The sequence below is a fragment of the Roseivirga sp. UBA1976 genome, from assembly GCF_002336325.1.
In the GTDB taxonomy this organism is placed as follows: Bacteria; Bacteroidota; Bacteroidia; order Cytophagales; family Cyclobacteriaceae; genus Roseivirga; species Roseivirga thermotolerans.
In genome coordinates this window covers 44919-69344 of sequence record NZ_DDDQ01000007.1, presented here as the reverse complement: position 1 = coordinate 69344, position 24426 = coordinate 44919, and the positions used below count along the sequence as shown (strand labels likewise).

Sequence of the window (24426 nt, the reverse complement as noted above, 5' to 3'; positions counted from 1 at the left end):
CTTAAGTCAAAGCTTGTAACTCATGTTGTTGGTTTACTTCTATGAGATAGATACCACCCCTTTGGTAAAAGTTTTGAGTTACCTCAATCTTTAACATTTCCCTACACCGTATATAAACTGTGGCACTCAGGATGTAAAGTGCGGCTTACGGCATTCTAAAAATATTTATATGTACATACCCTTAAACACAAAGTGTTTAATGATTCATGGCAATACTGAACCAAATTTTAATCAAAACGAGTGTAACGTATTTTTTTGTTTAACGTTTGAAATAAATATTTCCACAAAATATACTTGACTTTTGTTTAACGTTTTACAATATTTGTTCAACATTAAAGCAAACACTATGACTGCTCTGGAATATAGTTACACCATTACGCAAATGACCAAGTCCTTAAAACCATTTGCACTAAAGCTCACAAAGGATTCTGAAGATGCGAACGACTTGCTTCAGGAAACACTCATGAAGGCCTACAAGAACAGGGAGAAATTTTCTGAAGGCACCAATCTGAAGGCATGGTTATATACCATCATGAAAAACACCTTTATTACCAATTACCAACGAATGGTAAGAAGAGGCACCTTTATAGACACTACCGACAATCTTCATTTTATTAACTCCAGCAATACTAAAATTGAAAATGGAGCCTACGGAAATTTTGCACTGAAAGACATTAACCATGCGATAGATTCGCTGGACGATGTGTATAAAACTCCTTTTATGATGTATTTCAGAGGGTTTAAGTATCATGAGATTGCCGATAGACTCGAAATTCCTATTGGTACGGTAAAGAATAGAATTCATATTGCCAGAAAGCAATTGAAAGAAAAACTTAGAACATATAGAGGCTAGTGCTAGTTTAGCCTAAATGAATCGGAAAAAGGCACTGGTTATAGGTTCTGGTTTTGCCGGACTGTCTGCCGCCATTAATCTGGCCGACAAAGGTTTTAATGTTACTATTCTAGAAAAAAATAACTCCATTGGAGGAAGAGCCCGACAATTTACCGAGTCGGGCTTTACTTTTGATATGGGCCCCAGTTGGTACTGGATGCCCGATGTGTTCGAGTCCTTCTTCAATCGGTTTGGCAAGTCAGTTTCCGATTATTACGAGCTGATAAGACTCGACCCTTCCTACCAGGTAATTTACGAAGGTGGTCAAGCCATGCCTATACCTGCAAAAATGGACACGCTTAAAAAATTGTTCGACTCTCTGGAAGAAGGTGCGGGAGGTCGGCTGGAAGCATTTCTGAGGCAGGCGGCCTATAAGTACGAAGTGGGAATTAACCAACTGGTATACAAACCGGGCCGATCGTTGAAAGAATTTGCCAGCTTGAAACTACTTTTTGATGTGGTAAGAATGGATGTGTTCCAGTCCATGGCCAGGCATGTCAGAAAATACTTTAAGCATCCAAAGTTGGTTCAGCTTATGGAGTTTCCGGTACTCTTCTTAGGTGCTTTACCGCAAAATACTCCAGCGCTCTACAGCCTGATGAACTATGCCGACATGGCCTTAGGCACATGGTACCCAAAAGGTGGTATGTATAAGATTGTGGAAGCCCTGGGCAGCTTAGCCTCCGAACTTGGTGTTGAAATAAAAACCGATCATGAGGTGACCTCCATTGTTAGTCACGGACAAAAAATAACTCATGTAGAAACCAACAAAGGTAATTTTCAGGCAGACGTGGTTGTTGCCGGGGCAGACTATCACCATGTAGATACTCAACTGCTCAACGATTCCACAAGAAATTACTCCGATAGGTACTGGGACAAGCGTGTTCTCGCTCCATCCTCTTTACTCTACTATGTTGGGCTCGACAAAAAGCTCGAAGGGCTTTTGCACCACAACCTTTTTTTCGATACGGATTTCGCTCCCCACGCCCATCACATATACACCAACCCACAGTGGCCAGAAAAACCACTGTTCTATGCTTCGGTTACTTCTAAAACCGATGAAACTGTTGCCCCGGAAGGCTGTGAAAACTTGTTTCTTCTTATTCCCGTAGCCCCCGGGCTGCAAGACACCGACACCATAAGGGAGCACTATTTTGAACTAATCCTGAAACGAATGGAAGACTACTGTGGCCAAACCTTAGCCGAGCACATCGTTTATAAGAGGAGCTTTGCCCATACCGACTTTGTAAACGACTACCACTCCTTCAAAGGCAATGCTTATGGACTGGCCAATACGTTGCGGCAGACGGCCATATTAAAACCGGCACTCAAAAATAAACACCTCAAGAATCTTTACTACACCGGTCAGCTAACAGTACCCGGTCCCGGAGTACCTCCCAGCCTGATTTCAGGAATTGTAGTAGCCAATGAGGTGGCCAAAGATTTTTCATAAACCTCTTACCTCATATTTAGTTATCTTTAATTATGGAGCTATTTGATCAAACCACACTGGAGTGCAGCAAGCTGATTACTCAGCGCTACAGCACTTCGTTTACCCTGGGCATTAGAACCCTGCACAAAAAGCTCCACTTTCCTATTTATGCCATTTATGGCTTTGTGAGGTATGCCGATGAAATAGTGGATACTTTTCACTCTAAAGATAAACTGGCCCTACTAGATAAATTCGAGCATGATACCTTTGAGGCCATTTCTGAAAAGATAAGTCTAAACCCTGTGTTACATGCCTTTCAGCTGGTTGTGAACCAATACCAAATAGACCATCAGCTCATTAAAGCCTTTTTGCATTCTATGCGCCTGGATCTTAGCGAAACAAGTTACAATCAGGAAGGCTACGAAGAATACATTTATGGTTCTGCCGAAGTAGTTGGACTCATGTGTCTGAAAGTATTTTGCAATGGCAACAATCACCTGTATGAGGAGTTGGTACCCCCCGCCAAAAAATTGGGAGCAGCATTTCAGAAGGTTAATTTTATTCGCGACATCAAAAGCGACTATGAAGAACGTGGTCGCGTTTACTTTCCGGGAGTCAACTTTAACGACTTTAGCCTATCGGCCAAAGAAGCCATAGAAGCAGACATTCAACATGATTTTGACGAAGCGCTGGCGGGAATCAGAAAGCTACCCGCAGAAGCAAGGCTTGGGGTTTACCTGGCCTATAGATATTACCTTAAACTCTTCAAGAAAATAAAAGCCTGTCCTCCGCAGCGCATTAAGGAAGAGCGAATTCGCATACCTGACACCCGCAAGCTTACCATGCTACTGGGCATATATTTCAGGCACCGCATTCACGCCATCTAGGCCCTACAAAAAAATCTTTCTTAAGCACCCCACATTTTCAAACATAAGAACCCCTTCTAAGTTTATGTATTATGTTCAACCTCAGCGTGGATATAGACATTAATTCCGGCTTCTGCTTTGGGGTAGTGTATGCCATAGAAATGGCCGAAGAAATTCTGGATGAAGAAGGTCAACTCTACTGTCTGGGCGACATTGTTCATAACGATGAAGAAGTAAAACGATTAGAGCAAAAGGGGCTTCAGATTATAAACCATACGCAGCTATTATCGTTGCGAAATGCCAAAGTACTTATCCGCGCTCACGGAGAACCCCCAAGCACTTACCAACTGGCCATGCAAAACAATCTTGAGCTCATCGATGCATCGTGCCCGGTAGTACTCAAACTTCAAAACCGAATTAAAACCAGCTACGACAAGGAGGAAAAAATTTATATCTACGGTAAGCATGGTCATGCTGAAGTAGTAGGGCTTCTAGGCCAGACCAACAACGAGGCAGTGGTTTTTCAAGACCTGGAAGAACTAGACTTAGCAGCACTCCCGAAGGAGATTACCCTCTATTCTCAGACCACTAAAAGTACCCATAAGTTTTACGAGATAAATCAGGTGCTTGAAACCAATGGTATAGCCGTGAAATCCAACGACACCATTTGCCGGCAGGTTTCTAACCGCGACAAAGAGCTACGGGAGTTTGCCAAAAAATTCGATGTAATTGTATTTGTGAGTGGCACCAAATCTTCCAACGGAAAGGTTTTGTATAAGATATGTGCCGAGCAAAACCAGCGTACCCACTTTGTATCGTCAATAAGCGATGTAAAAACCGAGTGGTTTGCTCAAAACGAGACTGTAGGAATTTGCGGAGCCACCTCTACCCCCATGTGGCTTATGGAAGAGGTTAAAAACCACTTAGAAAAGCTATAATTACTAACTTTAGGTTATGGTCACACCCAAAAGCAATAGGGGCATATACGTTGCGCTAATCATTATAGCGCTTTGGTTTGGTGTGCTGACCTGGGCTTTGCAACAACCGGTAAATTCACGTGCACTCATCACCTATTTGCTGATAGCCATTCTCACACATCTCTATACCGGCCTTTTTATTACAGCCCATGATGCCATGCACGGAACAGTGGCCAAAAACAGTAGAATAAATCACTTTATTGGTCACCTTAGCGCATTACTGTTTAGCTATAATTTCTACAACAGACTGTTTCCAAAACACCACTTACACCACCGACATGTAGCTACAGACCAAGACCCTGATTACCACAGGGGAGGTTTTCTTGCCTGGTACTTCAGCTTTTTGAGGCAGTACATTTCATGGCAACAGATTGTACTCATGGCTATTTCGTTCAATGTACTAAAGCTATGGATTCCTGCCGATAGGCTGATAGTATACTGGATGCTCCCGGCTGTGCTTTCCACCTTACAGCTTTTCTACTTTGGCACCTACCTGCCCCACCGGGGTGAACACGCTCCCGAAAACCCTCACAAATCGGGAAGTCAGCGACTAAACCATGTGTGGGCGTTTATTAGCTGTTATTTTTTTGGCTATCATTATGAGCACCATGCTTCACCCGGCACACCTTGGTGGATGCTCTGGAAGGTTAAAGAAAACTATGCGGCCAGGCAAAAATAAAAGGCTGTCTCAAAGCCTGCCTATGCTATATCTCTATGAGCCTTTGCATATAACAGCCTTTAAAACAGCCCCTTGAATTTAAGAAAAGCCTTTTAGTGTCTATCGTCTTTATCGATAGCTCCATCGACCAAATTGATGGTACGCTTGCCATAGGCGGCATTCTCTTTGGAGTGGGTCACCTGAACAATAGTCATTCCCTCCTGATTGAGCTTTTGAAAAAGCTTCATGATTTCTTCTGCCTGATCGGAATGTAAGTTTCCGGTGGGCTCATCGGCCAAAAGCAATTTAGGTTGCCCAATGAGGGCTCTTGCCACCCCTACCAACTGCTGCTGACCACCGGAAAGCTGCTCCGGAAAGAGGTCTTTCTTGGCAACCATTTGAAAGCGATCGAGCATTTCGGCCACCAAGCTTTTACGCTCCTTGCTCTTTACTCCTTTGTATAAGAGCGGGGTTTCAATGTTTTCGTAAACAGTGAGTTCGTCAATAAGGTGATAGGCCTGAAAGACAAATCCAATATGATGCTTATGTAAATCGCTACGCTTGCGCTCCTTCATGCGGTGAATAGGTTCATCGAAGAAGTAATACTCTCCCTGTGATGGCTCATCCAACATTCCAATAATGTTCATAAGAGTGGACTTACCCGCCCCAGAAGGGCCCATTATGGTTACAAATTCACCCTGTTCTATATCTAAATCTATGCCTTTAAGTATGAAGGTTCTCTGGTATTTTGAATCAACGAACTTGTCGATGTCGCGAAGTTTTATCATCTGATTAGTTTAAGTTTTGACCTAATGGGTTTAACAATTGATATGCCAATAGCGAATATATTGATTTTAGCCATTTGGCAGCTTCATCAGCTCTACAAAGTGTACAATATCGGCCACATTTGTTCATTATTGACACGCTATTCTGACCGAAGGGCCCGAACAGGATTTGAGCGCGCGGCCTGATAGGTTTTATAACTTACGGTGAGCAGAGCAATACACATAGCCACCAGACCTGCCAACAAAAAAGTAATTATCGAAGGCGTTATAGCAAAAGCGAAATTCTGCAACCACCAACCGGTTAGGTAGTATGCCGCAGGCGCAGCAATAACAAAAGCCACAACAATGAGCAATGCAAAATCGCGCGATAGCAGGTACAACACCTGTCCAACAGAGGCCCCTAACACTTTTCGTACACCAATCTCTTTTATGCGTTGTTCGGTGCTGTAGGAGGCCAAGCCAAACAACCCCAGGCAAGCTATTCCAATGGCTAGGGCGGCAAAGAAAATCACCAATTGCCCCAGCTCTTTCTCATTTTCATAGTACGTATTCAGGTCATCGGCCAGAAACGAATATTCGAAAGGTTGGGAAGGAGCCATGGATGACCAAACCGACCGAACGTGTTCGATTACCTGACCAGAGGCCTCTGGCCTGAGTTTTACAAAAACGTACTGAAAATTGGGAAAGAAATAAGCGTAAAAGCAAGACTCCGTACCTCTTTGCAAGGGTTCAAAATTAATATCATCGATTACTCCAATGATCTGTTTACGCTGCCACTGACCACCAAAATTTTGTACATCGATAAACCTTCCCACAGCATCATTCTCCATATTGAGCTCTCGCGAAGCTCTTTTGTTGATAATAATAGCCTCTGTTGAATCGGTTGGAATGGACGGGTCGAAATTGCGGCCTTCCAGAAGCTCTATCTCCATTACTTCAAGGTAGTTAAGGTCAATATTGATACCGGCCAGATTGAGTCCATCAACTTCTTCCGAAACCGTTTCTGATTTCACAAAAACTATAGGCCGAAGGCCACCGGGCTTAGAAAAAGTGGCCGTAACGGCCTCCACATCGGGACTTTTAATTAGTTCATTCTTAAATGCCTCAAGCTTTGGGGTAATAGCCTGGTTGGTATTGGAAACCATTAGCACATGTTCTTTCTGAAAACCCAAAGGTTTACTTGTAAGGAAGTTGAGTTGTTTGTAAACGATGGCCGTACCAATAATCATGACAATGGAAATAACAAACTGAAATACGACCAGTGCTTTTCTAAAAAAGCCGGAGCTGCCCATGCCCGGAACAAGCTTACCCTTGAGTACTACTACGGGCTTAAAAGCTGAGAGAAAAAGGGCCGGATAGCTCCCTGAACCCAGACCAATAATGAGCACTATGGCCACTAAAATTAACACTACCTCCGGTTGATAGAGCATATCCGTACTAACCGGCCTGTTAACCAAATTGGCAAACCAGCCCAGCAACAGCCCTACAATGAGCAGAGACAAGAGCGCGGAGATCACTGAAAGAACAAGCGACTCGCCCAAAAACTGAGCGATAAGCTGTTTTTTATAGGCTCCTAAAACTTTTCTTATACCCACCTCCTGAGCTCTTCGGGCCGACCGGGCCGTTGCCAGATTCATATAGTTGATTCCGGCAATGATGAGCACAAACAAGCCTACGGCCGAAAATATATAGACAAAATCCATGCTGCCATTCACAGCAATCTCATTGCGCAAGTTGGAGCTGAGATGAATATCTTCCAGAGCCGTAAAATCAGGGTTAAACATGTGCTGCCTGGCCTCCTCCACATTGGCTATCTTCAGCTCTTCTAGTTTATTAGAAACGATTGTTACGTCTTCTGGCCTGGCAAGTCTTATGTAAGAATAGAACCCATCATTGCCCCAACTATTGAGTATGTTGCCATTGTTCATTTGGCGAAGGGTAAGATTGGAAAACACCATATCCAACTGAATATGAGTATTGCCCGGAAGATTCTTTAGTATACCCGATACTTCATATTCTGTCTCATTTTGGCCTTTTACTTTCAGAGTTCTCCCTACAGCCTGAGTAGTGCCGAAATACTTTATGGCGGCCGCCTCCGTGAGTACCACTCGGTTGGGAGCATTGAGTACATCGGCCGGTCTTCCCTGTTGCAGCTCAAAATTGAAAAACTCCAGAAAGTTCGGGTCGGCAAAGAAGGAATCATCTTCCTTAAAAAGCTCAGTTCCTACTTCAATAACTAATTGCTGACCTCCTCCACTTAAACGTGTAAAATCCAACACTTCCGGCAACTGACTGGTAAGGGCAGGTGCTACGGCCGAAGGGCATGTAGGATACTTGTAGTTACCACTGCTTAGCCTTAATTCATTGTTTATTCGGTAAATGCTGTCGGAATGACTATGGAATTTATCAAAGCTAAGCTCAAACCGAACAATTAGGAGAATGAATAAGAAGGAGGAAATACCGAGAGTAAGTCCAAAAATATTGACCCCGGCATAACCCGGGTGCTTGCGTATGGTACGCAAGGCCACCAGAAAATAACTCTTTAACATGAACCTATTTAGCCAGTAAGTTCAAGAAAATCAAGCTAAAAGGTATAGAAGCCGGTTTGTTCTTGTGGAGGAAAGAGAAGCATGGCACATACAAAGGCTATGATTGAAATAACAAAGCCAATCATAAAAAAGGTATAGCATGCTCGTAGCAATTTGTACTTCTTACCCAGCACCACACCCAAAAAATAAATGTCTTTGATAAGGCTACCATAGAGGTAATCTCCATCCTTCATCATTTCGCGCATACCCCACTCGTATCGATCCAGATCCATCTTATGAAAGTTACCAAAGAAAAGAAGGTTAGTACGCTTGCTCAAAACCTCTGCATCGGTAAAAACACCGGAAGATACATTTGGCCGTGTAGCCAAAATAGCCAATACTATGGTGGTAAGACAAACCACAATAAGCACAATGGTAGGAATTACCAGGTTCGGATATTCATATAGTTTTCTGATGAGTACTGAAACCACCACCGACAGAATAATGGTATTGACTGAAATCATGATATTGGCCTTATTATCGGCCATAGCACTCAACTCCAAATGGTTTTTAGAGGTAGTCCTAAACATCGTTTCAATACCCCTATCCGGCTTTTGCTCGGCCTTCTTCTCCAGTTTAGCCAGCTTTTTTTCGAGCTTCTTCACATACTTACTGTCAGACTCTCCCTTTTTGGCTTTCTTTATCTGTTGCAGGTTTTCTTCTTTTATGGGTTGCAGGTGTTTTTTGGCAAATTCAGTAAAATACTCATGGTCTTTGAAGAAGTTGTAATTCATCTCGTTCCACAAAGAAGGGTCAATCTCTTTGCCTTTTACATGTTCAATCTCCCGGTGCATACGCTCCGACATCATTTCATAGTCAGTACAAGCCAAATGGTGCAAATCGGCATCACAAAGCACTTCTTCCATCAGGTTTTTAGGAGATTGAGGAATGCGTGTAGCCATTATACAGCCCTCAATAGCCTCTATTCTTGCAGCCTCTACCTTCTCTTTTTCCAAAAATGAACGAGCCAACTTGGCACTGGTGGCTTCGTGGTAATCGCAGCCATGCGTATACCCCACATCATGAAACCAGGCAGCAATGGTTACCGTCTCCAGCTCCTTCTCATTCAGCCCTGACTCACGCCCAATCATTCGGGCGGCATCTACCACTCGTTCGGTATGATTGTAGTTATGATAAACAAACTTTTCAGGAAGCTCTCTTTCGAGCAACTCCTTACAATACGATTGAACTTTAGCTATGAGCGATTCTGCCACTTTTTCGGATTATGAACTAAATATATGTGCTATGTCTGAATTTACCTGAAAATCAACACTTATTAGGAATGATCAAAAGCTTATTTTTGTTCCATCGTCATGCCAACTAAACTCTGCTTTGTCATTCTCCTTTTCCTAAGTTTGGGAACCTCCATTTGGGCTCAAAAACATCAAAAACCACCCTATTCCTTAGATTCTCCAACAGCCGTATACAGGCTCCCAGACTATTTGGAAGAGGTTTCCGGACTCACCTACTATGCCCCGGGTCAACTTGCTATGCACAACGATGAGAATGGCAGAATGTATGTGTTTGACCTGGAAAAAAGAAAAGTTGTACAACGTGTGCGTTTTGGGGGTGATGGCGATTTTGAAGGAATTGAGCGCATAGGAGATCACATTTATGTGATTAAAAGCAATGGCAAACTATACCGTTTTCATGTAGGCTTAGAAGGGGTTGTGGAAGAAATAAGCACTCCTTTTCATGTAGGCAATAATGTAGAAGGCTTGGGCTACGATGCCCAAAAACATTTGCTGCTCATTGCCTTAAAAGACGATGGCGATGTGGATAAAGTAAAAGTGAAAGGGAAGGCTATTTACGGCTTCGATCTAAAGGAGGAGAAGTTCATCAAGCTCCCTATTTATTCGGTGAGTCATAAGCAACTAGAACAGGTGGCAAAGACTTTAAGTTTCATCCTTCGGGCATAGCCATTCACCCACTCACCGGAGAGGCTTATGTACTCTCTGCACACAAAAGGGCTCTAATGGTCTTTGGCACAGATGGAAAACCCAAGAATCTAACGGAACTGAAAAGAAGTCTTTTCCCTCAACCGGAAGGAATTGCCTTTGCCCCCAATGGCGACTTGTTCATTTCCAATGAAGTTGAGGGCGATGGAGGCACGTTGCTTTGGTTTAAACTGAATAACGGCAATTAATGCAGGGCCTCTTTTGGCTGTAAAAGTTAATAAGACCTGTTTATCTTTAAATTAGCGCAGCCAATAGAACCTTTAGATGTACATTTCTGTTGCCACCAAAACAAAATTCATGTCGAGGCCACTGCTCATTCTATTTTTTTTGCTCGCTGGTTTTACCGCCAGTGCTTTTCAAAGTCAACCTCCACGATATTCCCTATTTCTAATTGGCGATGCCGGAGAACCATATGAAAACCCGGTACTCACCTTGCTCAGGCAAGAGCTAACGGCAGCAGGAGAAAATGCCGGAGTAGTTTTTCTGGGCGATAACATATACCCAAAGGGCATGCCTCCGGCCGACCATCCGCTTCGTGCCGAAGCGGAGAAGGCCATTGATGGACAAATTAACGCTGTAAAGGACTTTGCAGGCACAACCATCTTTATTCCCGGCAACCACGATTGGGCTCAGGGAAAAGATTACGGGCTGGAATGGCTTAAAATTCAGCAGCGCTATGTAGAAAAAGCGCTTAACAACACCAACATCTGGCTGCCTCCCAATGGTTGCCCCGGCCCTGTAGAGATTAATCTCTCCGAGGGCATTACACTTGTAGCCATAGACACTCAGTGGTTTCTTCATAAGGGCAAAAAGCCCGAAAACAGCAACGACTGTGGCGTATCGTCTTTGGCCGAGGCCGGAGAACAACTTCAGGATATTATTAGGAGAAATACTCACAAGAAGCTGGTGGTGGTCTCTCATCACCCTATGTATACCTATGGTATTCATGGAGGAGTGTTCAGCCTTAAAGACCACCTATTTCCGCTCACTGCCTCCAAACGACTCAAGAATTTTTACCTCCCCTTACCGGGGCTGGGCTCAATTTATCCGCTCTATCGCAAAGTGTTTGGCAATATTCAAGACAATACCCACCCCATTTACAAGCAGTTTCGCGATGGGCTGGTGCAACTCATGCAACAACACCCCGATGTTATACATGCGGCAGGCCATGAACACGCCCTTGAACACATTGCAAAAGAAGGAATGCACTTTGTAGTAAGCGGTTCAGGTGCCAAAAACAATGCTCATGTAAAACAGAAAGGCGATGCCTTGTTTGCCCAAAACACCATGGGGTTTGCACGAATAGACTACCTGCACAACGGCAAAGTCGTACTCCGGTTCATTACCCCTGAAAACGGTGAAGCAAAAACATTATATGAGGCCACTCTCTCCGAACGAGAATGGCAGCCCTCGCCCAAAGACTTATTGGCCGAGTTCGATACCGATCAATTCAAGGATAAAGACACTGTATTTGCCGCTAGCTTAAAATACCACAACCGTAGTGCTCTGCACGAAGCACTCTTTGGAGAAAACTACCGGCAGGAATGGGCCACACCAATTGAGTTGCCGGTTTTTGATATTGGCAGTGTGAAAGGAGGATTGAGAATATTAAAAAAGGGAGGCGGACACCAAACCACCTCTCTGAGACTGGAGGCTCAAGACGGCAAACAGTATGTCTTACGATCTATGGACAAAAACCCTGCTTTGACCTTGCCTCCCGAACTAAGGCGCACCTTCATAAAAAGTATTGTTCAAGATGGTATCTCCTCTTCTCACCCCTATGCACCATTTGTAATTCCGCCCCTGGCCGAAGCTGCAGGAATATTCCACGCCAATCCTAAGGTTTATTTTATACCGGACGATCCCCGTTTTGGCATATACCGCGAAGACTTTGCCAACACTATGGCCATTTTTGAAGAACGCGCCAATAAAGAACACATTGAAGAATCCTTTTTTGGAGCCGGAGACGATGTAGAGTCGAGCATAGACCTGTACGAAAAACTCAGAGACGACAATGATGAAAAGGTCGATCAGGTATTTGTGGTGCGAAACAGGCTCTTCGACATGTGGCTAGGCGATTGGGACAGGCACGATGACCAATGGAGATGGGTTGAATATGACCTGAAAGACGATAAGAAGCTGTATAAACCAATACCCCGCGATCGCGATGTGGTATTCTTTGCCGGTGAGGGTGTCTTTAAGAAACTGGCCGCTTCCAAATGGGCTCAGCCTGCACTAAGGGGTTTTCATGATGAAATAGACTATACCCCTGCCTACGGCTTTTATAGAATTCGGTGGTTCGACAGGTACTTTATGACGGAACCTTCTGAAGAAGACTGGGTGAATCAGGCCAAAGAACTACAAGCAGCCCTCACAGATGAAGTGATTGAACAGGCATTCAAAGTTTGGCCAAAGCAAATCTTCGACCTGCATGGCGAGGAGATTATACGAAAGCTCAAAAACCGCAGAGACCGGCTTCATGAATATGCCGCTGACTACTACAAATTTTTGTCGAAAACGGTGAACGTACTGGGCAGCGACAAGAGAGAGTGGTTTATAGTAAAACGCCTTAGCGATGAAGAAACCCAGGTAGAAGTGTATAAAATATCTGATAAGGGCAACCGGGATCAGTTGCTCTATCAACGTACATTTAAGACTTCAGAAACTGAAGAAATACGACTTTTTGGTTTCGACCAGGAAGATGAGTTTGAACTGTCGGGCAATGTAAACAAAAGTATAGTTGTACGAATCATTGGCGGAGATGGAGAAGATATGGTAGTAGACAAAAGCCGGGTTAAAGGACTAAAAAAACACACTGTGGTTTACGACAAGTCCCTCAATACAATCCTGGACCCCAGCAAAGAAACCAAAGACCTGACCAGCGATAAGGATCCGCTCATAAACCACTACAATATGGAGGAGTTCGACTTTGACGTGCTAATGCCACTTGTTGGATTCAACTATAACCCGGACGATGGTGTTTTTCTTGGAGGTGGGTTTATGTATAAGAGTGATGGTTTTCGCAAGGAGCCTTTTGCTGCAAAGCACACTTTGCTGGCCAGCTATGCGCTGGCCACCAGCTCATATAGCCTGGACTACAGCGGTGAATGGGTTGATGCTCTGGGCAAAGCCAACCTGTTGCTCGATATGGAAATAAAGGCCCCTAACTTTGTGAACAACTTCTTTGGTTTGGGCAATGAGTCGGCCTACGACAAAGACCAACCCCTAACCTACTACCGCACCCGCTACGAATCCTATTTTGTCAACCCGGTCCTAAGCTTTCAGGTAGGGTCAAAGGCTCATTTTAAGGTAGGCCTTAGGTTTTGGGACGTGGAGATTGAAAAGAATGACAACCGTTTTATCTCCAACTTTGCAGAAAATGGGCTTGATCCAAGTCTACTGGAAAATCACAGAACTTATTTAGGGGCTAACCTGGGCTTTTATCTGGATACCCGAGACGATGCCGTTTTTGCCAAGCGGGGCATCACTTTTAACACCGAACTGCTGTATGACAACGGGCTAAACGAACTATCTGCAAACAGTGCGCGCTGGCGCTCCGACCTTACATTTCGTTGGATTATGGATGGCTTCGGGCGCACCTCAATGGCTACCCGTGTAGGCTACCACAAATCTTTTGGCGATTTTGAGTTTTTCCAGGCCAGTTATCTCGATGGCTTCAATACCCTGAGAGGGTATAGAAGATACCGCTTTGCAGGTGAAAGCAGCTTCTACCATCAGCTAGACCTAAGAATAGATTTACTAGAGTGGAGGAATTACTTTCTGCCGGCCAGAGTTGGTCTTCTGTTTTTCAACGATTTGGGCAGGGTATGGGTAAGCGGAGAAAACTCCAACCAATGGCATCATGGCTATGGTGGAGGGGTATACCTTACTCCATTCGGCCGTTTTGCTGTAAACATTCTACTGGCGAAATCTGAAGAAACTCTTTTGCCTCTCTTCAGGCTCGGTTTTTACTTTTAACTAAACATTGGGAATGGCAATGGTAAAGGTAGTTCCTTTGTGTACTTCCGACTGAAAGGAAATGGTACCACCATGCATCTCAATAAATTGTTTGACTATTACCAGCCCCAAACCGGTGCCGTCAATATCGCCCACGTTGGAGGCTCTTGAGAACGACTCGAACAAGCTGGCCTGATCTTTCTTAGGAATTCCTATTCCGTAGTCTTTGACCTTTAGCTGTACCGAATCAGGTTCGTAAATGATAATAACTTCCGGATCTTTTCTATTCCCCGAATATTTAAGGGCGTTGTTAATGAGGTTGGATATGGCATGAGAAATGAGTTGGCTATCTAGTAATAGCTGTCTTTCCTGCCCCTCAATTTTCAATTGCACCTTGCGGTCTTTAAACTGCACCTGACACTCCAGTATTACCTGGCGAACAATTCCCGTTAGCGAAGTAATGTCTTTTTTCAGTTGGGTTTTTCCAACATCCAGCCTACCCAGGGTAAACACGTCCTTCAAGAGGGCGTTGAGGCGATCCAGTTCTGTACGAATTCGACTCACGTGTTTCACCAGACGGTTATCGTTTATTTCTGCCTTGTTTTCCAGATACATGCTTATGAGCTCGTTGCTGGACTGAATGGTGGTGAGGGGTGTTCTAAACTCGTGAGATGCCATGGAAATAAAGCTCGACTTAAGCTTGTTGAGCTGTCGCTCCTTTTCTATTACGTTCACAATTTCCGTAATGTCTCTTGTAGAGGTAAGTACAAATTGTGTTTCCTGATCGCTATTCAGGACCGCACTCATTGAAACTCCTGCCCAGAAATACTCTCCATTCTTTTTCTTGTAACGATACTGCGTAATGGTATTCTTGCGCTTGTTTTTTGCGGTTTCTTCGAACACCTCAATGGCTCGCTTATAATCATCAGGGTGAATAAGGTCTGCCAGGGTAAGCTCCATTTTTTCTTCTACGGAATAGCCCAACAGCCTTGAACAAGAGGGCGATACAAAAGTAAAAGTAGCATCGAGCTTATGTAAGCAAATAACATCGGCAGAATTTTCAGACACTAGCTTATACTGCTCTTCTTTCGCCTTTAGGCGCTCTTCTGTAAGCTTCTTGTCTGTGATGTCAATTTTATTGGCTCTAAAGTAGATGGGGTTCTGATGCTCATCCAGAATAATTCCGCCTGTGGCTTTCATCCATCGCCAGCTGCCATTCTTGTGCTTGTATCGGAAGATCATCGTTCTTTCCTTGATCTTCTTCTCAAGGGTTTCTAAAAAGCCTTTTTCAATATCGGGCAGGTCTTCCGGATGCACAAAGTTGCGTGTATTCTGACCAATTACCTCATCTACCTCCCAGCCCATTGCTTCCTTAATAGAAGGAGTAATAAACACGTAGTTACCTTCAACATCCATGAGCGTCACAATGTCGTTGGAGTTTTCGGTAATAAGCTTGTAGCGCTCCTCGCTTTCCTTTAGCTGTCGTTGAGCTTCTACCCTGTCCGTTACATTTCTTGTGCTTGTTTGTAAAAACATAGGCTCGCCCTGGTCGTCCAGAATAGCTCCTCCAACAGTTTCCAGCCATTCGAGGCTGCCATTTTTGTGCCTTGCCTGAAAAGTTATGGAAACGGTTTTTAGCTTACCTTGAATTACGCCCAGCATGGTGTCTGACACCTTATGTAAATATTCTTCGGTAATAATATCTCTTAGCCTCATACTAGCTAGTTCGCCCGGAGTGTAACCCAGGACGTCTTTCGATGAAGGCGACACAAAAACAAAGCGCCCATTGAGCTCCTGAAGGCATATACAGTCGCTCGAATTTTCTGAAATAAGCTTATACTTCGCTTCGCTTTCTCTCAGTTTGGTTTGAGCCTCCTTGAGGGAGGTAATGTTGGAAAGAGAACCCACAGCTCTAAGGGGAACTCCCTTGTCGCTGTAAATAATGCCAGCCTTAAAAAGGGCCCAGATTATTTTGTTTTCGGCTCCTGAAAGCCTGAACTCCAGGGTGAGTTTTTCCTTCTTCTCTTCCAGGTGCTGGTTGAGCACCACAATGAATTCCTTTCGGTCTACTTCGTGAAGGTATTTGGCTATCAGCTGATCATCCAGTGGGTTTTCTTCCGGAGGCAGCCCCATACCTTCCCAAAACTGAGGAGAAAGGTAAGACTTCTTGGTGTGGAAGTCATATTCCCAAATAGCATCATTGGTTCCTTCAACCGCCAACTGATATCGCTCATTACTCTCCTGAAGCTGTTTTTCAAGATTTTTACGATCGGTAATGTCTTGTAGAATGGTAATAAAGCACTCCTGATTCTGAAAATCGAGTGGCATGGTGGAAGCACTTACCCAAAACGATTCGCCCTTTTTGTTGCGCAACACAAGTTCATGCCCCTGAATATGGCCTTCGTTCTGTAATCGTTCTATATAAGACTTCCGACCCTCAAAGTTCTGGTAAAACTGAATTACCTTTTTGCCCAGAAAATCTATGGGAGACATCTCATAGACCTTAAAAAGCACTTCATTGGCAAAAATGACCTGACCATCTTCTTTTGTAGAAATAAAAACCGGGTCGGGCAGTGCATCTACAATTGCTTTTAATCGCTGCTGACTAAGCTCCAGATTGAGCCTGGAACGCCTTATATGGTCTATGTCTATGGTTATTCCATCAAGCCGAACAGGTTTCTCATTTTCATAAAGCACACTGATCCGGTCGCGGAAATAACGAAACTGATCCTTTTTACGAAGGGCCCTATAGGAGTAGCTCGCATTGCCTGAACTAAGCGCATTGACCACCTCTTCCAGCACTCGTTCCCGATCATCGGGATGTATACATTGCTGCCATTCTTCCATGGTTCGGGGTGGCGGATCCAGTTCATCAGGGTTACCAAATCGTTCGATTGGATTATTGTGATAGATGATTTCATAAGGCTCAGAAGTGAGGTCTATTGACCAAATTGCCTCAGTCAAATTATTGATAACAGACTGAAGCTCAACCGATCTGCTTTTTACATCTATTAATTCGTTCGTAACATCTTTTAAAATGTTTTCCATCACTTGAGCGCTTAAGAAGGGCGTATTTTGGATAATTTTAAGTTACTATTTTAGTAGTTTTCGACCAATTAACCTCGATATTTAAGATATTCACCTAACCAAATAACTGACATCATGGACAGCGATTACCAGAACAGTCCCAAAATATTGATCGTTGAGGACGAGCCATTCATTGCTGAAAATCTTCAAGAGATGCTAGGCATCTTTGGCTATGAGAATACAGAAATAGCCAATTCGGCCAATCAGGCCATTAAAGCGATTAAAAGTTCCCGACCTGATTTGATCTTGCTCGATGTTAAAATTAAGGGTGACCAAGATGGTATTGAACTAGGCGGTATTATTAAAGAGCAGTATAAAGTTCCTTTTGTTTATATCACTTCTTATTCTGACAAAGAAACCGTTAGTCGTGCAAAACAGACTCAGCCTTTAGGCTTCATTGTAAAACCTTTTACAAAAGACGATGTTTATGCCGCCATAGAAGTGGCCTTGTTCAACAAAAATCGCCTGGCGAGTATTCAGGGTGAGCGACTACCCGAAAACAACCCAACTACTTATAACAACGACTCCATCTTTATTAAGAAGAAAAGCTTGTTGGAGAAGGTGAAATATGAGGATTTGGAATGGATTGAAGCCGATGGAAACCACATTACGATTCATGCCAAAGACGGCAGAGATTTTACCATACGCAAGTCGCTAAAGGAAATTACCGACAGACTGCCAAAAGACCGGTTTTTGCGTGTACACAAATCGTTTGTGGTATTGGTAGACTCGGTTACGGCCATCGATACCAGCTATGTGTATCTGGGCAATAAGAAAATTCCAATTGGCAGGTCGTATTACAATGCCTTTACCGCAACACTGAACACCATTAGCGCCAGCTAGAGCAGCTCAATTTCTGTTATAACGAAACAAAACTACGGGTGAGGAACCGTTGGCTTCGCTAATGGTATAATAAGCATTGTGGCTGGAGTCCCAGGCAATAGCTTCTCCCTGGGGCTCTCTGGTATAGTTTAACCTAAGAGGGGTTTTGCTTAACATCTCCTGTATACTTTCTGTTGCTGATCGCTTCCAATAGTATACGTTTTCATAATTTTTGAGCAAGAGCTCAGTTCCATCGGCCGAAAGATCGGCTGCCGTAACAAAAGTGAAAGGAATGACCGCAACACGTTCAGCAACATTTTCTGAGCTAAGGCTTTGAGGGTAAGGCAGGCGATAGACAATTACACTGGGTTCTCGTTTGGTGACAATGTAAATATCTCGTGTGGCCGGATCCACAAACAAAGCTTCTGCGTCTCTGGCACCATCGGCATACCGATAGGTTATGGTTTCGTAATCTGTTGCATTTACTGTATAGGTAGCGGGTATATCGGCCACCGTAAGGTCCGGCTCAGGCACTCTGTAAATAACGCAATTGGCCCGAACCGCACGGTTATCGCCAATATCAGCGGCATATAAATAATTTACCTGATCTACAGGACCCGGGCCAATGGCCATATCTTCCCAATCAACATTTTGAGCCCCGTTAAGAATAAGCCGACTGGAATCGGCTCCTGTCTGAGTAAACAGAAAAAACTGAGGGTCTCCTCCGCTATCGTTGTGAGACCAAAAGTAAAACGGATTGGATCGGCTATTGACCAGCCCAGAAGCTTCGTCTAACTGAGGAATCTGAATCTGGGCTTGTTCCTGAGCCCGGCCAAAGGCATTGGACACTTCCTGATCGCTGAATTGCGGATTGGTATCATTTTCCGGACTTTTACATCCGTGAGCACAAAACAGCAATACAAACAAAAAAGCAGTCATACTTCTCATCCACTGATTCATTAAGCAAAAATGCACTACAGGTTTCAAAGTGTTAACTGCTTTCTCGACCGATTATTTTTCGGATACTTGCTTATTTGAGACTTGCTCTTACTTTGGCTACCTGCTCTTTAGTCACCATCTTCTCGGCTTTATTGCCCCACGAGTTCATCACGTAGTTCAATACATTGGCTATATCCTCATCGTCTAGGCCAGAGGCAGGCATTACCTGATTGTACTTTTTACCGTTTACGGTTATTTCTCCGCTCAAGCCCTGAATAAGGTTTTTAATGTTGCGGTCTACATCTTTCATCAGGTAGTCAGACTTGGCCAAAGGAGGAAAAACATTAGGAATTCCCTGGCCTTTGTCCATATGGCAGGCCAAACATACGGCATCGTATGTAGTCTTTCCGGCTGCCATACTTTTTTTCAGTGCATCGCTCTGGTCGACTGACTTAAATGAGAAAGAGGCTAACAAAAACCCTCCAAACAGGGCTAGTAAAGTCATTTTCTTAGTGTTCATAAGCGCGTTTCTTCTTGAATTTTCTAAACTAATGAAGTTTCGCAATTTTCACGTTGCAAAACGGGTAATTAATTGGCTTAGCAAGTCGAAAAACCGACTTCTGAAGCCCTGAAATTAGATATCTATCTCTACCTGATTTCGCAGAATATCATCGAAGGTTTCTCTTTGCCTAATCAGGTGGGCCTTGCCGTTATACACCAATACTTCGGCCGGTCTCAGGCGTGAATTATAGTTAGAAGCCATGCTAAAGCCATAGGCTCCGGCATTCTTAAAGGCCAGAATATCTCCTTCTTTTACTTCACTCAATTTTCTGTCCAAACCAAAAGTATCGGTCTCGCAAATGTAGCCAACCACAGTGTATACACGTTTTGTGCCAGAGGTGTTCGAAATGTTTACAATCTCATGGTAGGCATCGTACATCATGGGGCGGATGAGGTGGTTTAATCCTGAATCTACGCCCGCAAAAACTGTGGCAGGGGTTGTTTTAACCACATTGGTCCGCACCAGAAAAACACCGGCCTCGCTTACCAGAAATTTACCGGGTTCAAACCACATTTCGAGTTTTTTACCATAGGTCTCGCAAAACTGCACAAAAGCCGAAGACAGCTTTGCCCCCACTTCCTCTATGTCGGTTGTAATATCTCCTTCTTTGTAGGCTACTTTAAAACCGCTACCAAAGTCTATAAACCGAAGGGCATCGAAGTTTTTGGCCGCATCGAAAAGAATTTCGGCTCCTCTTAGAAACACCTCCGCGTCTAAAATATCGGAACCTGTATGCATGTGGAGCCCTACCACATCGATGTTGTAGGTAGAAACCACCTTGAGAATATGAGCTATTTGGTAGATAGATATACCGAATTTGGAATCGGCATGTCCCGTACTGATTTTCTTGTTGCCTCCGGCCATTATATGAGGATTGAGGCGAATGCAAACGGGAACCGTATTATGGTACTTGTTTCCGAATTGCTCAAGAAGCGAGATATTGTCGAGGTTTATCATCACCCCCAGTTCTACCGCTTGCTGGATCTCTTCAAACGAAACACAGTTTGGGGTATATAATATTTGCTCAGGGCTAAAACCTGCCTTTAAACCCAATTTTACTTCTTGAACCGATACACAGTCTAACTCAGAACCATAGCTCTTCAATAGCTTAAGTATGGAAATATTAGTAAGCGATTTACAGGCATATTTAATTCGGAGGTCTACCTGAGGAAAAGCTTCGGAAAGACGATCGAACTGCGATTTTATCTTGGCCGCATCATACACATATACGGGTGTGCCAAACTCTTCAGCAAGAGACTCTAAGTCAATCCCTTGAATATTGTATCGGCCATTCACTAATTCCATAATTTTCTAATTGAGCGCCAAATATAGAGCCATAAAATAAAAAGAGGAAGCTTGACCGGCTTCCTCTTCGAAATACTCAACTAAAACTAAAATTTACTCGATTACCACTCGCTTGGTAAGCGCTTTGTCGTTTTGAATCAATTTCATAACGTAAATGCCTTTGCCTTCGTGCGTTAGGTCTACGTTGAATTTATATTCTCCGGCCTGCGGACGGCCGACTCTGTTAAAGACTTCATTGCCATTGTCGTCTACAATTATCACCTGAATGGGGGAATCGGCTTTCGTTTTTAGTTCAACATCGAAGCGGCCATCGCTTGGATTGGGGTAGAAACTAATGTCCCTCAACTCCAGTGCTTCCATGTTTTCGGTTCCTACCACTTTTTTATCTTCTTCACTAGCCGACTTCACCATTACTTTGGCTCGTGTAATTACTCTTACGTCATCATCGTCATGGCTAAAGCCCCAAGCTCCAAAAGAATCATCTTCCCAATCGCCAAAATCGAAATCGAAATGAAAGTTTTTAAACTTGTCTTTCATAACCTCTTTTAGCGAGTCCATATCGGTAATTTCCTTCCCGTTGAAGAAAAACCGGCCATTGTCATTTTTAAAACTAAAGCGCTGCACCAATGAGTCCATATTCATGAAGTCATCATCATCGAACCCAAAAGCAAAACCTCTGTGGCCGAACTGCTCCATCATTTCTCTCATTCGCTCTTCCATTTCTCTAAAAGGAGCCATGGAGAAATCATCATCGTTCCAAAAACCCTGAGCCGGCCCATTGTGGAAAAAGAATTGAGGTTTGCCCATGCTTCCGGTAAAGCCTAATGCATTTTTATTAATGCCGTATTTTTCCAAATCGGGGTCGTTGTGCATGGCCTCATAAGAATCGTATGTCTTTTCAAAAGTAGTTTCATCATCGCCCCTCTTTTGCACTACTTTCAGCTTGATTTTTCCCTCTTCGGTAGTAGATATTGAAACAGACTGGCTCTCTTTTATCTGTTCATTCTGAGCCTGCACTGCCTGATTGCAGCCCACAACCAGCAACAGGGCAAACATACCCAGCAGTAACTTTAAATGGTGGAAAATTGACCTTTTCATAGTTTCTTGTTTTGACTATGCTAAATTACTGGGCAGAGCTGCAAAACGTTGTTAAAGGCCGGTTAAACGATGTTAATAATTGTTAAGCAGCACTTTAGGCCTGTTATTTAGCCGTAATTTAGTCGCGTGACTCAGAGAAAGATTCGTTGGTTGATTGGTTTGTTGAGTGTAGCACTGCTAGGGCTCATAGGGTTCCAGTTTTACTGGATCAATGAGGTAAGCGCAGTGAATAAGGAGCGTTTTACCAAAGCGGTTAACGATGCGCTCAACGAAGTGACCTACAAACTGGCCATACAAAACGACTATAATTTTCTGCAGCGCGATGCCAATCGCATAATGCCTATTCAGCAAAACCGATTGGAAGCTCTGAGAGACACCCTTAACAGATTTGCCAACAACAACGCCTATGAGCGGGCTGGCAATGCCCAGGTTCAAAACATAGAAGAGGTGTTTAACAGCATGTTACAGGTTGAGGTAAACGAACAAGCGGGGGAAATTCTTTTTTCTTTCAATTTTAATGCTTTTGTAAACCAACCTCCCATGGGCTATGGCCCCATGCCTCCTACTGATAATGGCCAGCGTTTGCTCATGGAACGCCAAATGAACCAGCGCATGGACATGCTCAAACAGAGTTGGCTGGAACATCTAATGGGAAGCAACAATCTTTTTGAGCGTGTAAACCCTGCCGACCTGGACACTCTGCTGCGCAGGGAACTAACCAACCGTGGTATTGACCTGGAGTATAACTATGGCATTATAGACCGCGCCAAAGACGAGCTTAAGCTCTTGAATGCCAATGTTAAAGAAGATGCCGAAAGCATAAAATCTTCTCCTTTAAAGGCCAATCTGTTCCCCATGGATCTGGAGGTGAAAGACTATTTTCTGGCCATTGATTTTCCTAACGAACGCAACTACCTTTTAAAACAGGCCCTCTTGCCGCTTTCGGCCTCAGGCCTACTCATGTTTATTGTGGTAGGCTGTTTTGCCTATGCCATTATGGTAATACTGCGGCAAAAGAAGCTTTCGGATATCAAGAACGACTTCATTAATAATATGACCCATGAGTTTAAAACTCCTATTGCAACAGTGTCTTTGGCCACAGAGGCTTTGCAAGATGATGATATTAAAAGCAACAAGGCCATTATTGACCGTTATGTACAGGTAATCCGAGATGAGAATAAGCGCCTGGGAATGCAGGTTGAAAAGGTACTTCAAATTGCCAGCCTGGATAAAAAAGACTTTAGGCTCAAATTTGAGCTTTCAGATGTTCACGACATTATAGAAAAGGCCTTGGTAAACATTACCATATTGGTAGAAAAAAGGGGAGGTACCATAACCAGCCAATTACTCGCTTCCAATTCAGTGATTGAAGCGGACAGGGTGCACCTCACCAACATAATTTATAACCTGTTGGACAACGCCAATAAGTACTCGCCCGATGCTCCGGAAATTCACATTCGCACAGAAAGTATTTCTACAGGAGTGATCATTAAAATATCTGACAAAGGAATTGGCATGTCTAAGGAGGCCACTCAGAAAATATTCGACAAGTTTTATCGTGTATCTACAGGAAACGTTCACGATGTAAAGGGCTTTGGGTTAGGCCTTTCGTATGTCAAAAACATTGTAGATATGCACCAGGGTTCAGTAAGTGTAAAGAGTGAACCCGGAAAAGGAAGCACATTCAAAGTATTTTTACCGTTTGCTCATGGCTAGTTTTAAAATTTTGCTGGTTGAAGACGACCCCAATCTGGGGCAGATTCTCAACGAATATCTTACCCTAAAAGGGTACGAAACCAAACTTTGCAGAGATGGAGAAGAAGGTCTCTCAACGTTTAAAAAAGAGGCCTTCGATTTGTGCCTTTTCGATATTATGCTGCCCAAAAAAGATGGCTTTTCTATGGCTAAGGAAATACGGAAAAATGATTCGGTAACCCCTATTATTTTTCTCACGGCCAAATCAATGAAAGAAGATACAATCGAAGGGTTCAAAATTGGGGCCGATGATTACATTACCAAGCCTTTCAGCATGGAAGAATTGCTATTGCGAATTCAGGCAATTTTGAGAAGAACAGCAGAAAAGAACCCTCAAATTTCTGATCAGAAGGAGTTTCACTTTGGCTCATTCCACTTCGACTATGATAAGCAGCTGCTCATGCATGGAAATGACCAAACCAAACTTACCTCTAAAGAATCGGAGCTTCTAAGACTACTTTGCCTTCACTTAAACCAGCCGTTGGACCGAAGTACGGCACTAAAAATAATATGGCGAGACGACTCCTACTTTAATGCCCGAAGCATGGACGTATATATTGCCAAATTGCGAAAGCACCTAAAGGCAGACCCTTCTGTACAGATCATGACACTGCACGGCTCTGGATTCAAACTCATTACCAATGCCCAATTAACCAACTGATTCATAGCATAAAGCTTGCAGGAAGCTGTATTTTTTACTAGTTTATTCAACCGGCTTTTAATAAATAATTAAAGTTGGGCTTCA

General features: G+C 43.6%; 19 protein-coding genes. 11 read left to right on the top strand and 8 right to left on the bottom strand.

What is annotated here, in order from left to right:
- The first annotated feature begins 346 nt into the window (after nucleotides 1-346).
- The 5 genes from B3763_RS00500 (at nucleotide 347) to B3763_RS00480 (ending at nucleotide 4846) form a co-directional block, all read left to right on the top strand.
- Entirely contained in the window at nucleotides 347-853 is a 507-nt protein-coding gene (locus B3763_RS00500; RefSeq protein WP_189629211.1) for an RNA polymerase sigma factor, read from the top strand.
- A 16-nt stretch (nucleotides 854-869) separates the two neighbouring features.
- On the top strand, nucleotides 870-2345 hold the full coding sequence (locus B3763_RS00495) for a phytoene desaturase family protein (protein ID WP_286742478.1): 1476 nt from the start codon (nucleotides 870-872) through the stop codon (nucleotides 2343-2345).
- A gap of 32 nt (nucleotides 2346-2377) precedes the next feature.
- Nucleotides 2378-3211 (top strand): phytoene/squalene synthase family protein, encoded by an 834-nt coding sequence (locus tag B3763_RS00490; RefSeq protein ID WP_189629209.1) that lies wholly within the window; start codon nucleotides 2378-2380, stop codon nucleotides 3209-3211.
- Between the two features lie 71 nt (nucleotides 3212-3282).
- The gene (locus B3763_RS00485; protein WP_286742476.1) at nucleotides 3283-4128 is read left to right on the top strand and encodes a 4-hydroxy-3-methylbut-2-enyl diphosphate reductase; all 846 of its coding nucleotides are present in this window, start codon (nucleotides 3283-3285) and stop codon (nucleotides 4126-4128) included.
- A gap of 16 nt (nucleotides 4129-4144) precedes the next feature.
- Nucleotides 4145-4846: a fatty acid desaturase gene (locus B3763_RS00480; RefSeq protein ID WP_189629207.1), complete on the top strand. Its 702-nt coding sequence runs from the start codon at nucleotides 4145-4147 to the stop codon at nucleotides 4844-4846.
- Nucleotides 4847-4938: 92 nt separating this feature from the next.
- Here the strand turns inward: B3763_RS00480 and B3763_RS00475 are convergent, their stop codons facing one another.
- The 3 genes from B3763_RS00475 to B3763_RS00465 form a co-directional block, all read right to left on the bottom strand.
- Nucleotides 4939-5613: an ABC transporter ATP-binding protein gene (locus B3763_RS00475; RefSeq protein ID WP_189629206.1), complete on the bottom strand. Its 675-nt coding sequence runs from the start codon at nucleotides 5611-5613 to the stop codon at nucleotides 4939-4941.
- Nucleotides 5614-5750: 137 nt separating this feature from the next.
- Nucleotides 5751-8159: an ABC transporter permease gene (locus B3763_RS00470; RefSeq protein ID WP_286742471.1), complete on the bottom strand. Its 2409-nt coding sequence runs from the start codon at nucleotides 8157-8159 to the stop codon at nucleotides 5751-5753.
- A gap of 35 nt (nucleotides 8160-8194) precedes the next feature.
- A complete protein-coding gene (locus B3763_RS00465) occupies nucleotides 8195-9412 on the bottom strand; it encodes a Pycsar system effector family protein (protein ID WP_189629204.1) in 1218 nt (405 codons plus the stop codon).
- A gap of 99 nt (nucleotides 9413-9511) precedes the next feature.
- Here B3763_RS00465 and B3763_RS00460 point away from each other — a divergent pair, with 99 nt between their 5' ends.
- The 3 genes from B3763_RS00460 (at nucleotide 9512) to B3763_RS00450 (ending at nucleotide 14134) form a co-directional block, all read left to right on the top strand.
- Nucleotides 9512-10117, top strand: coding sequence for a hypothetical protein (locus B3763_RS00460; RefSeq protein ID WP_286742467.1), 606 nt, complete (start codon nucleotides 9512-9514; stop codon nucleotides 10115-10117).
- A complete protein-coding gene (locus B3763_RS00455) occupies nucleotides 10114-10344 on the top strand; it encodes an SdiA-regulated domain-containing protein (protein WP_349676547.1) in 231 nt (76 codons plus the stop codon). Before B3763_RS00460 ends, B3763_RS00455 begins: the two co-directional genes overlap by 4 nt.
- A 109-nt stretch (nucleotides 10345-10453) precedes the next feature.
- Nucleotides 10454-14134, top strand: a complete 3681-nt coding sequence (locus tag B3763_RS00450) for a BamA/TamA family outer membrane protein (protein ID WP_286742464.1) — start codon at nucleotides 10454-10456, stop codon at nucleotides 14132-14134.
- Here the strand turns inward: B3763_RS00450 and B3763_RS00445 are convergent, their stop codons facing one another.
- Nucleotides 14135-17161: a PAS domain-containing protein gene (locus B3763_RS00445; RefSeq protein WP_286742461.1), complete on the bottom strand. Its 3027-nt coding sequence runs from the start codon at nucleotides 17159-17161 to the stop codon at nucleotides 14135-14137.
- 114 nt (nucleotides 17162-17275) lie between these two features.
- On the opposite strand from B3763_RS00445, the gene B3763_RS00440 reads away from it, so the two are divergent.
- A complete protein-coding gene (locus tag B3763_RS00440) occupies nucleotides 17276-18043 on the top strand; it encodes a response regulator (protein WP_189629199.1) in 768 nt (255 codons plus the stop codon).
- 6 nt (nucleotides 18044-18049) lie between these two features.
- Here the strand turns inward: B3763_RS00440 and B3763_RS00435 are convergent, their stop codons facing one another.
- The 4 genes from B3763_RS00435 to B3763_RS00420 form a co-directional block, all read right to left on the bottom strand.
- Nucleotides 18050-18970, bottom strand: a complete 921-nt coding sequence (locus B3763_RS00435) for a hypothetical protein (protein ID WP_286742457.1) — start codon at nucleotides 18968-18970, stop codon at nucleotides 18050-18052.
- Nucleotides 18971-19052: 82 nt separating this feature from the next.
- Complete coding sequence (locus B3763_RS00430) at nucleotides 19053-19481, bottom strand: c-type cytochrome (protein ID WP_229838537.1); 429 nt, start codon at nucleotides 19479-19481, stop codon at nucleotides 19053-19055.
- 114 nt (nucleotides 19482-19595) lie between these two features.
- Nucleotides 19596-20828 (bottom strand): diaminopimelate decarboxylase, encoded by a 1233-nt coding sequence (lysA, locus tag B3763_RS00425; RefSeq protein ID WP_286742454.1) that lies wholly within the window; start codon nucleotides 20826-20828, stop codon nucleotides 19596-19598.
- Between the two features lie 93 nt (nucleotides 20829-20921).
- On the bottom strand, nucleotides 20922-21926 hold the full coding sequence (locus B3763_RS00420; protein WP_286742451.1) for a T9SS type A sorting domain-containing protein: 1005 nt from the start codon (nucleotides 21924-21926) through the stop codon (nucleotides 20922-20924).
- A gap of 126 nt (nucleotides 21927-22052) precedes the next feature.
- On the opposite strand from B3763_RS00420, the gene B3763_RS00415 reads away from it, so the two are divergent.
- Together B3763_RS00415 and B3763_RS00410 are read left to right on the top strand one after the other, a co-directional pair.
- A complete protein-coding gene (locus B3763_RS00415; protein WP_189629195.1) occupies nucleotides 22053-23642 on the top strand; it encodes a sensor histidine kinase in 1590 nt (529 codons plus the stop codon).
- Entirely contained in the window at nucleotides 23635-24342 is a 708-nt protein-coding gene (locus B3763_RS00410; protein WP_189629194.1) for a response regulator transcription factor, read from the top strand. The genes B3763_RS00415 and B3763_RS00410 overlap by 8 nt, the downstream gene beginning before the upstream one ends.
- Nucleotides 24343-24426: the final 84 nt, after the last annotated feature.

Bases quoted from the DNA above. Each gene is read 5' to 3' on its own strand.
- B3763_RS00500 (WP_189629211.1), top strand. From the start codon at position 347: ATGACTGCTCTGGAATATAGTTACACCATTACGCAAATGACCAAGTCC.
- B3763_RS00495 (WP_286742478.1), top strand. From the start codon at position 870: ATGAATCGGAAAAAGGCACTGGTTATAGGTTCTGGTTTTGCCGGACTG.
- B3763_RS00490 (WP_189629209.1), top strand. From the start codon at position 2,378: ATGGAGCTATTTGATCAAACCACACTGGAGTGCAGCAAGCTGATTACT.
- B3763_RS00485 (WP_286742476.1), top strand. From the start codon at position 3,283: ATGTTCAACCTCAGCGTGGATATAGACATTAATTCCGGCTTCTGCTTT.
- B3763_RS00480 (WP_189629207.1), top strand. From the start codon at position 4,145: ATGGTCACACCCAAAAGCAATAGGGGCATATACGTTGCGCTAATCATT.
- B3763_RS00475 (WP_189629206.1), bottom strand. From the start codon at position 5,613: ATGATAAAACTTCGCGACATCGACAAGTTCGTTGATTCAAAATACCAG.
- B3763_RS00470 (WP_286742471.1), bottom strand. From the start codon at position 8,159: ATGTTAAAGAGTTATTTTCTGGTGGCCTTGCGTACCATACGCAAGCAC.
- B3763_RS00460 (WP_286742467.1), top strand. From the start codon at position 9,512: ATGCCAACTAAACTCTGCTTTGTCATTCTCCTTTTCCTAAGTTTGGGA.
- B3763_RS00450 (WP_286742464.1), top strand. From the start codon at position 10,454: ATGTCGAGGCCACTGCTCATTCTATTTTTTTTGCTCGCTGGTTTTACC.
- B3763_RS00445 (WP_286742461.1), bottom strand. From the start codon at position 17,161: ATGGAAAACATTTTAAAAGATGTTACGAACGAATTAATAGATGTAAAA.
- B3763_RS00440 (WP_189629199.1), top strand. From the start codon at position 17,276: ATGGACAGCGATTACCAGAACAGTCCCAAAATATTGATCGTTGAGGAC.
- B3763_RS00435 (WP_286742457.1), bottom strand. From the start codon at position 18,970: ATGAGAAGTATGACTGCTTTTTTGTTTGTATTGCTGTTTTGTGCTCAC.
- B3763_RS00430 (WP_229838537.1), bottom strand. From the start codon at position 19,481: ATGAACACTAAGAAAATGACTTTACTAGCCCTGTTTGGAGGGTTTTTG.
- lysA (WP_286742454.1), bottom strand. From the start codon at position 20,828: ATGGAATTAGTGAATGGCCGATACAATATTCAAGGGATTGACTTAGAG.
- B3763_RS00420 (WP_286742451.1), bottom strand. From the start codon at position 21,926: ATGAAAAGGTCAATTTTCCACCATTTAAAGTTACTGCTGGGTATGTTT.
- B3763_RS00410 (WP_189629194.1), top strand. From the start codon at position 23,635: ATGGCTAGTTTTAAAATTTTGCTGGTTGAAGACGACCCCAATCTGGGG.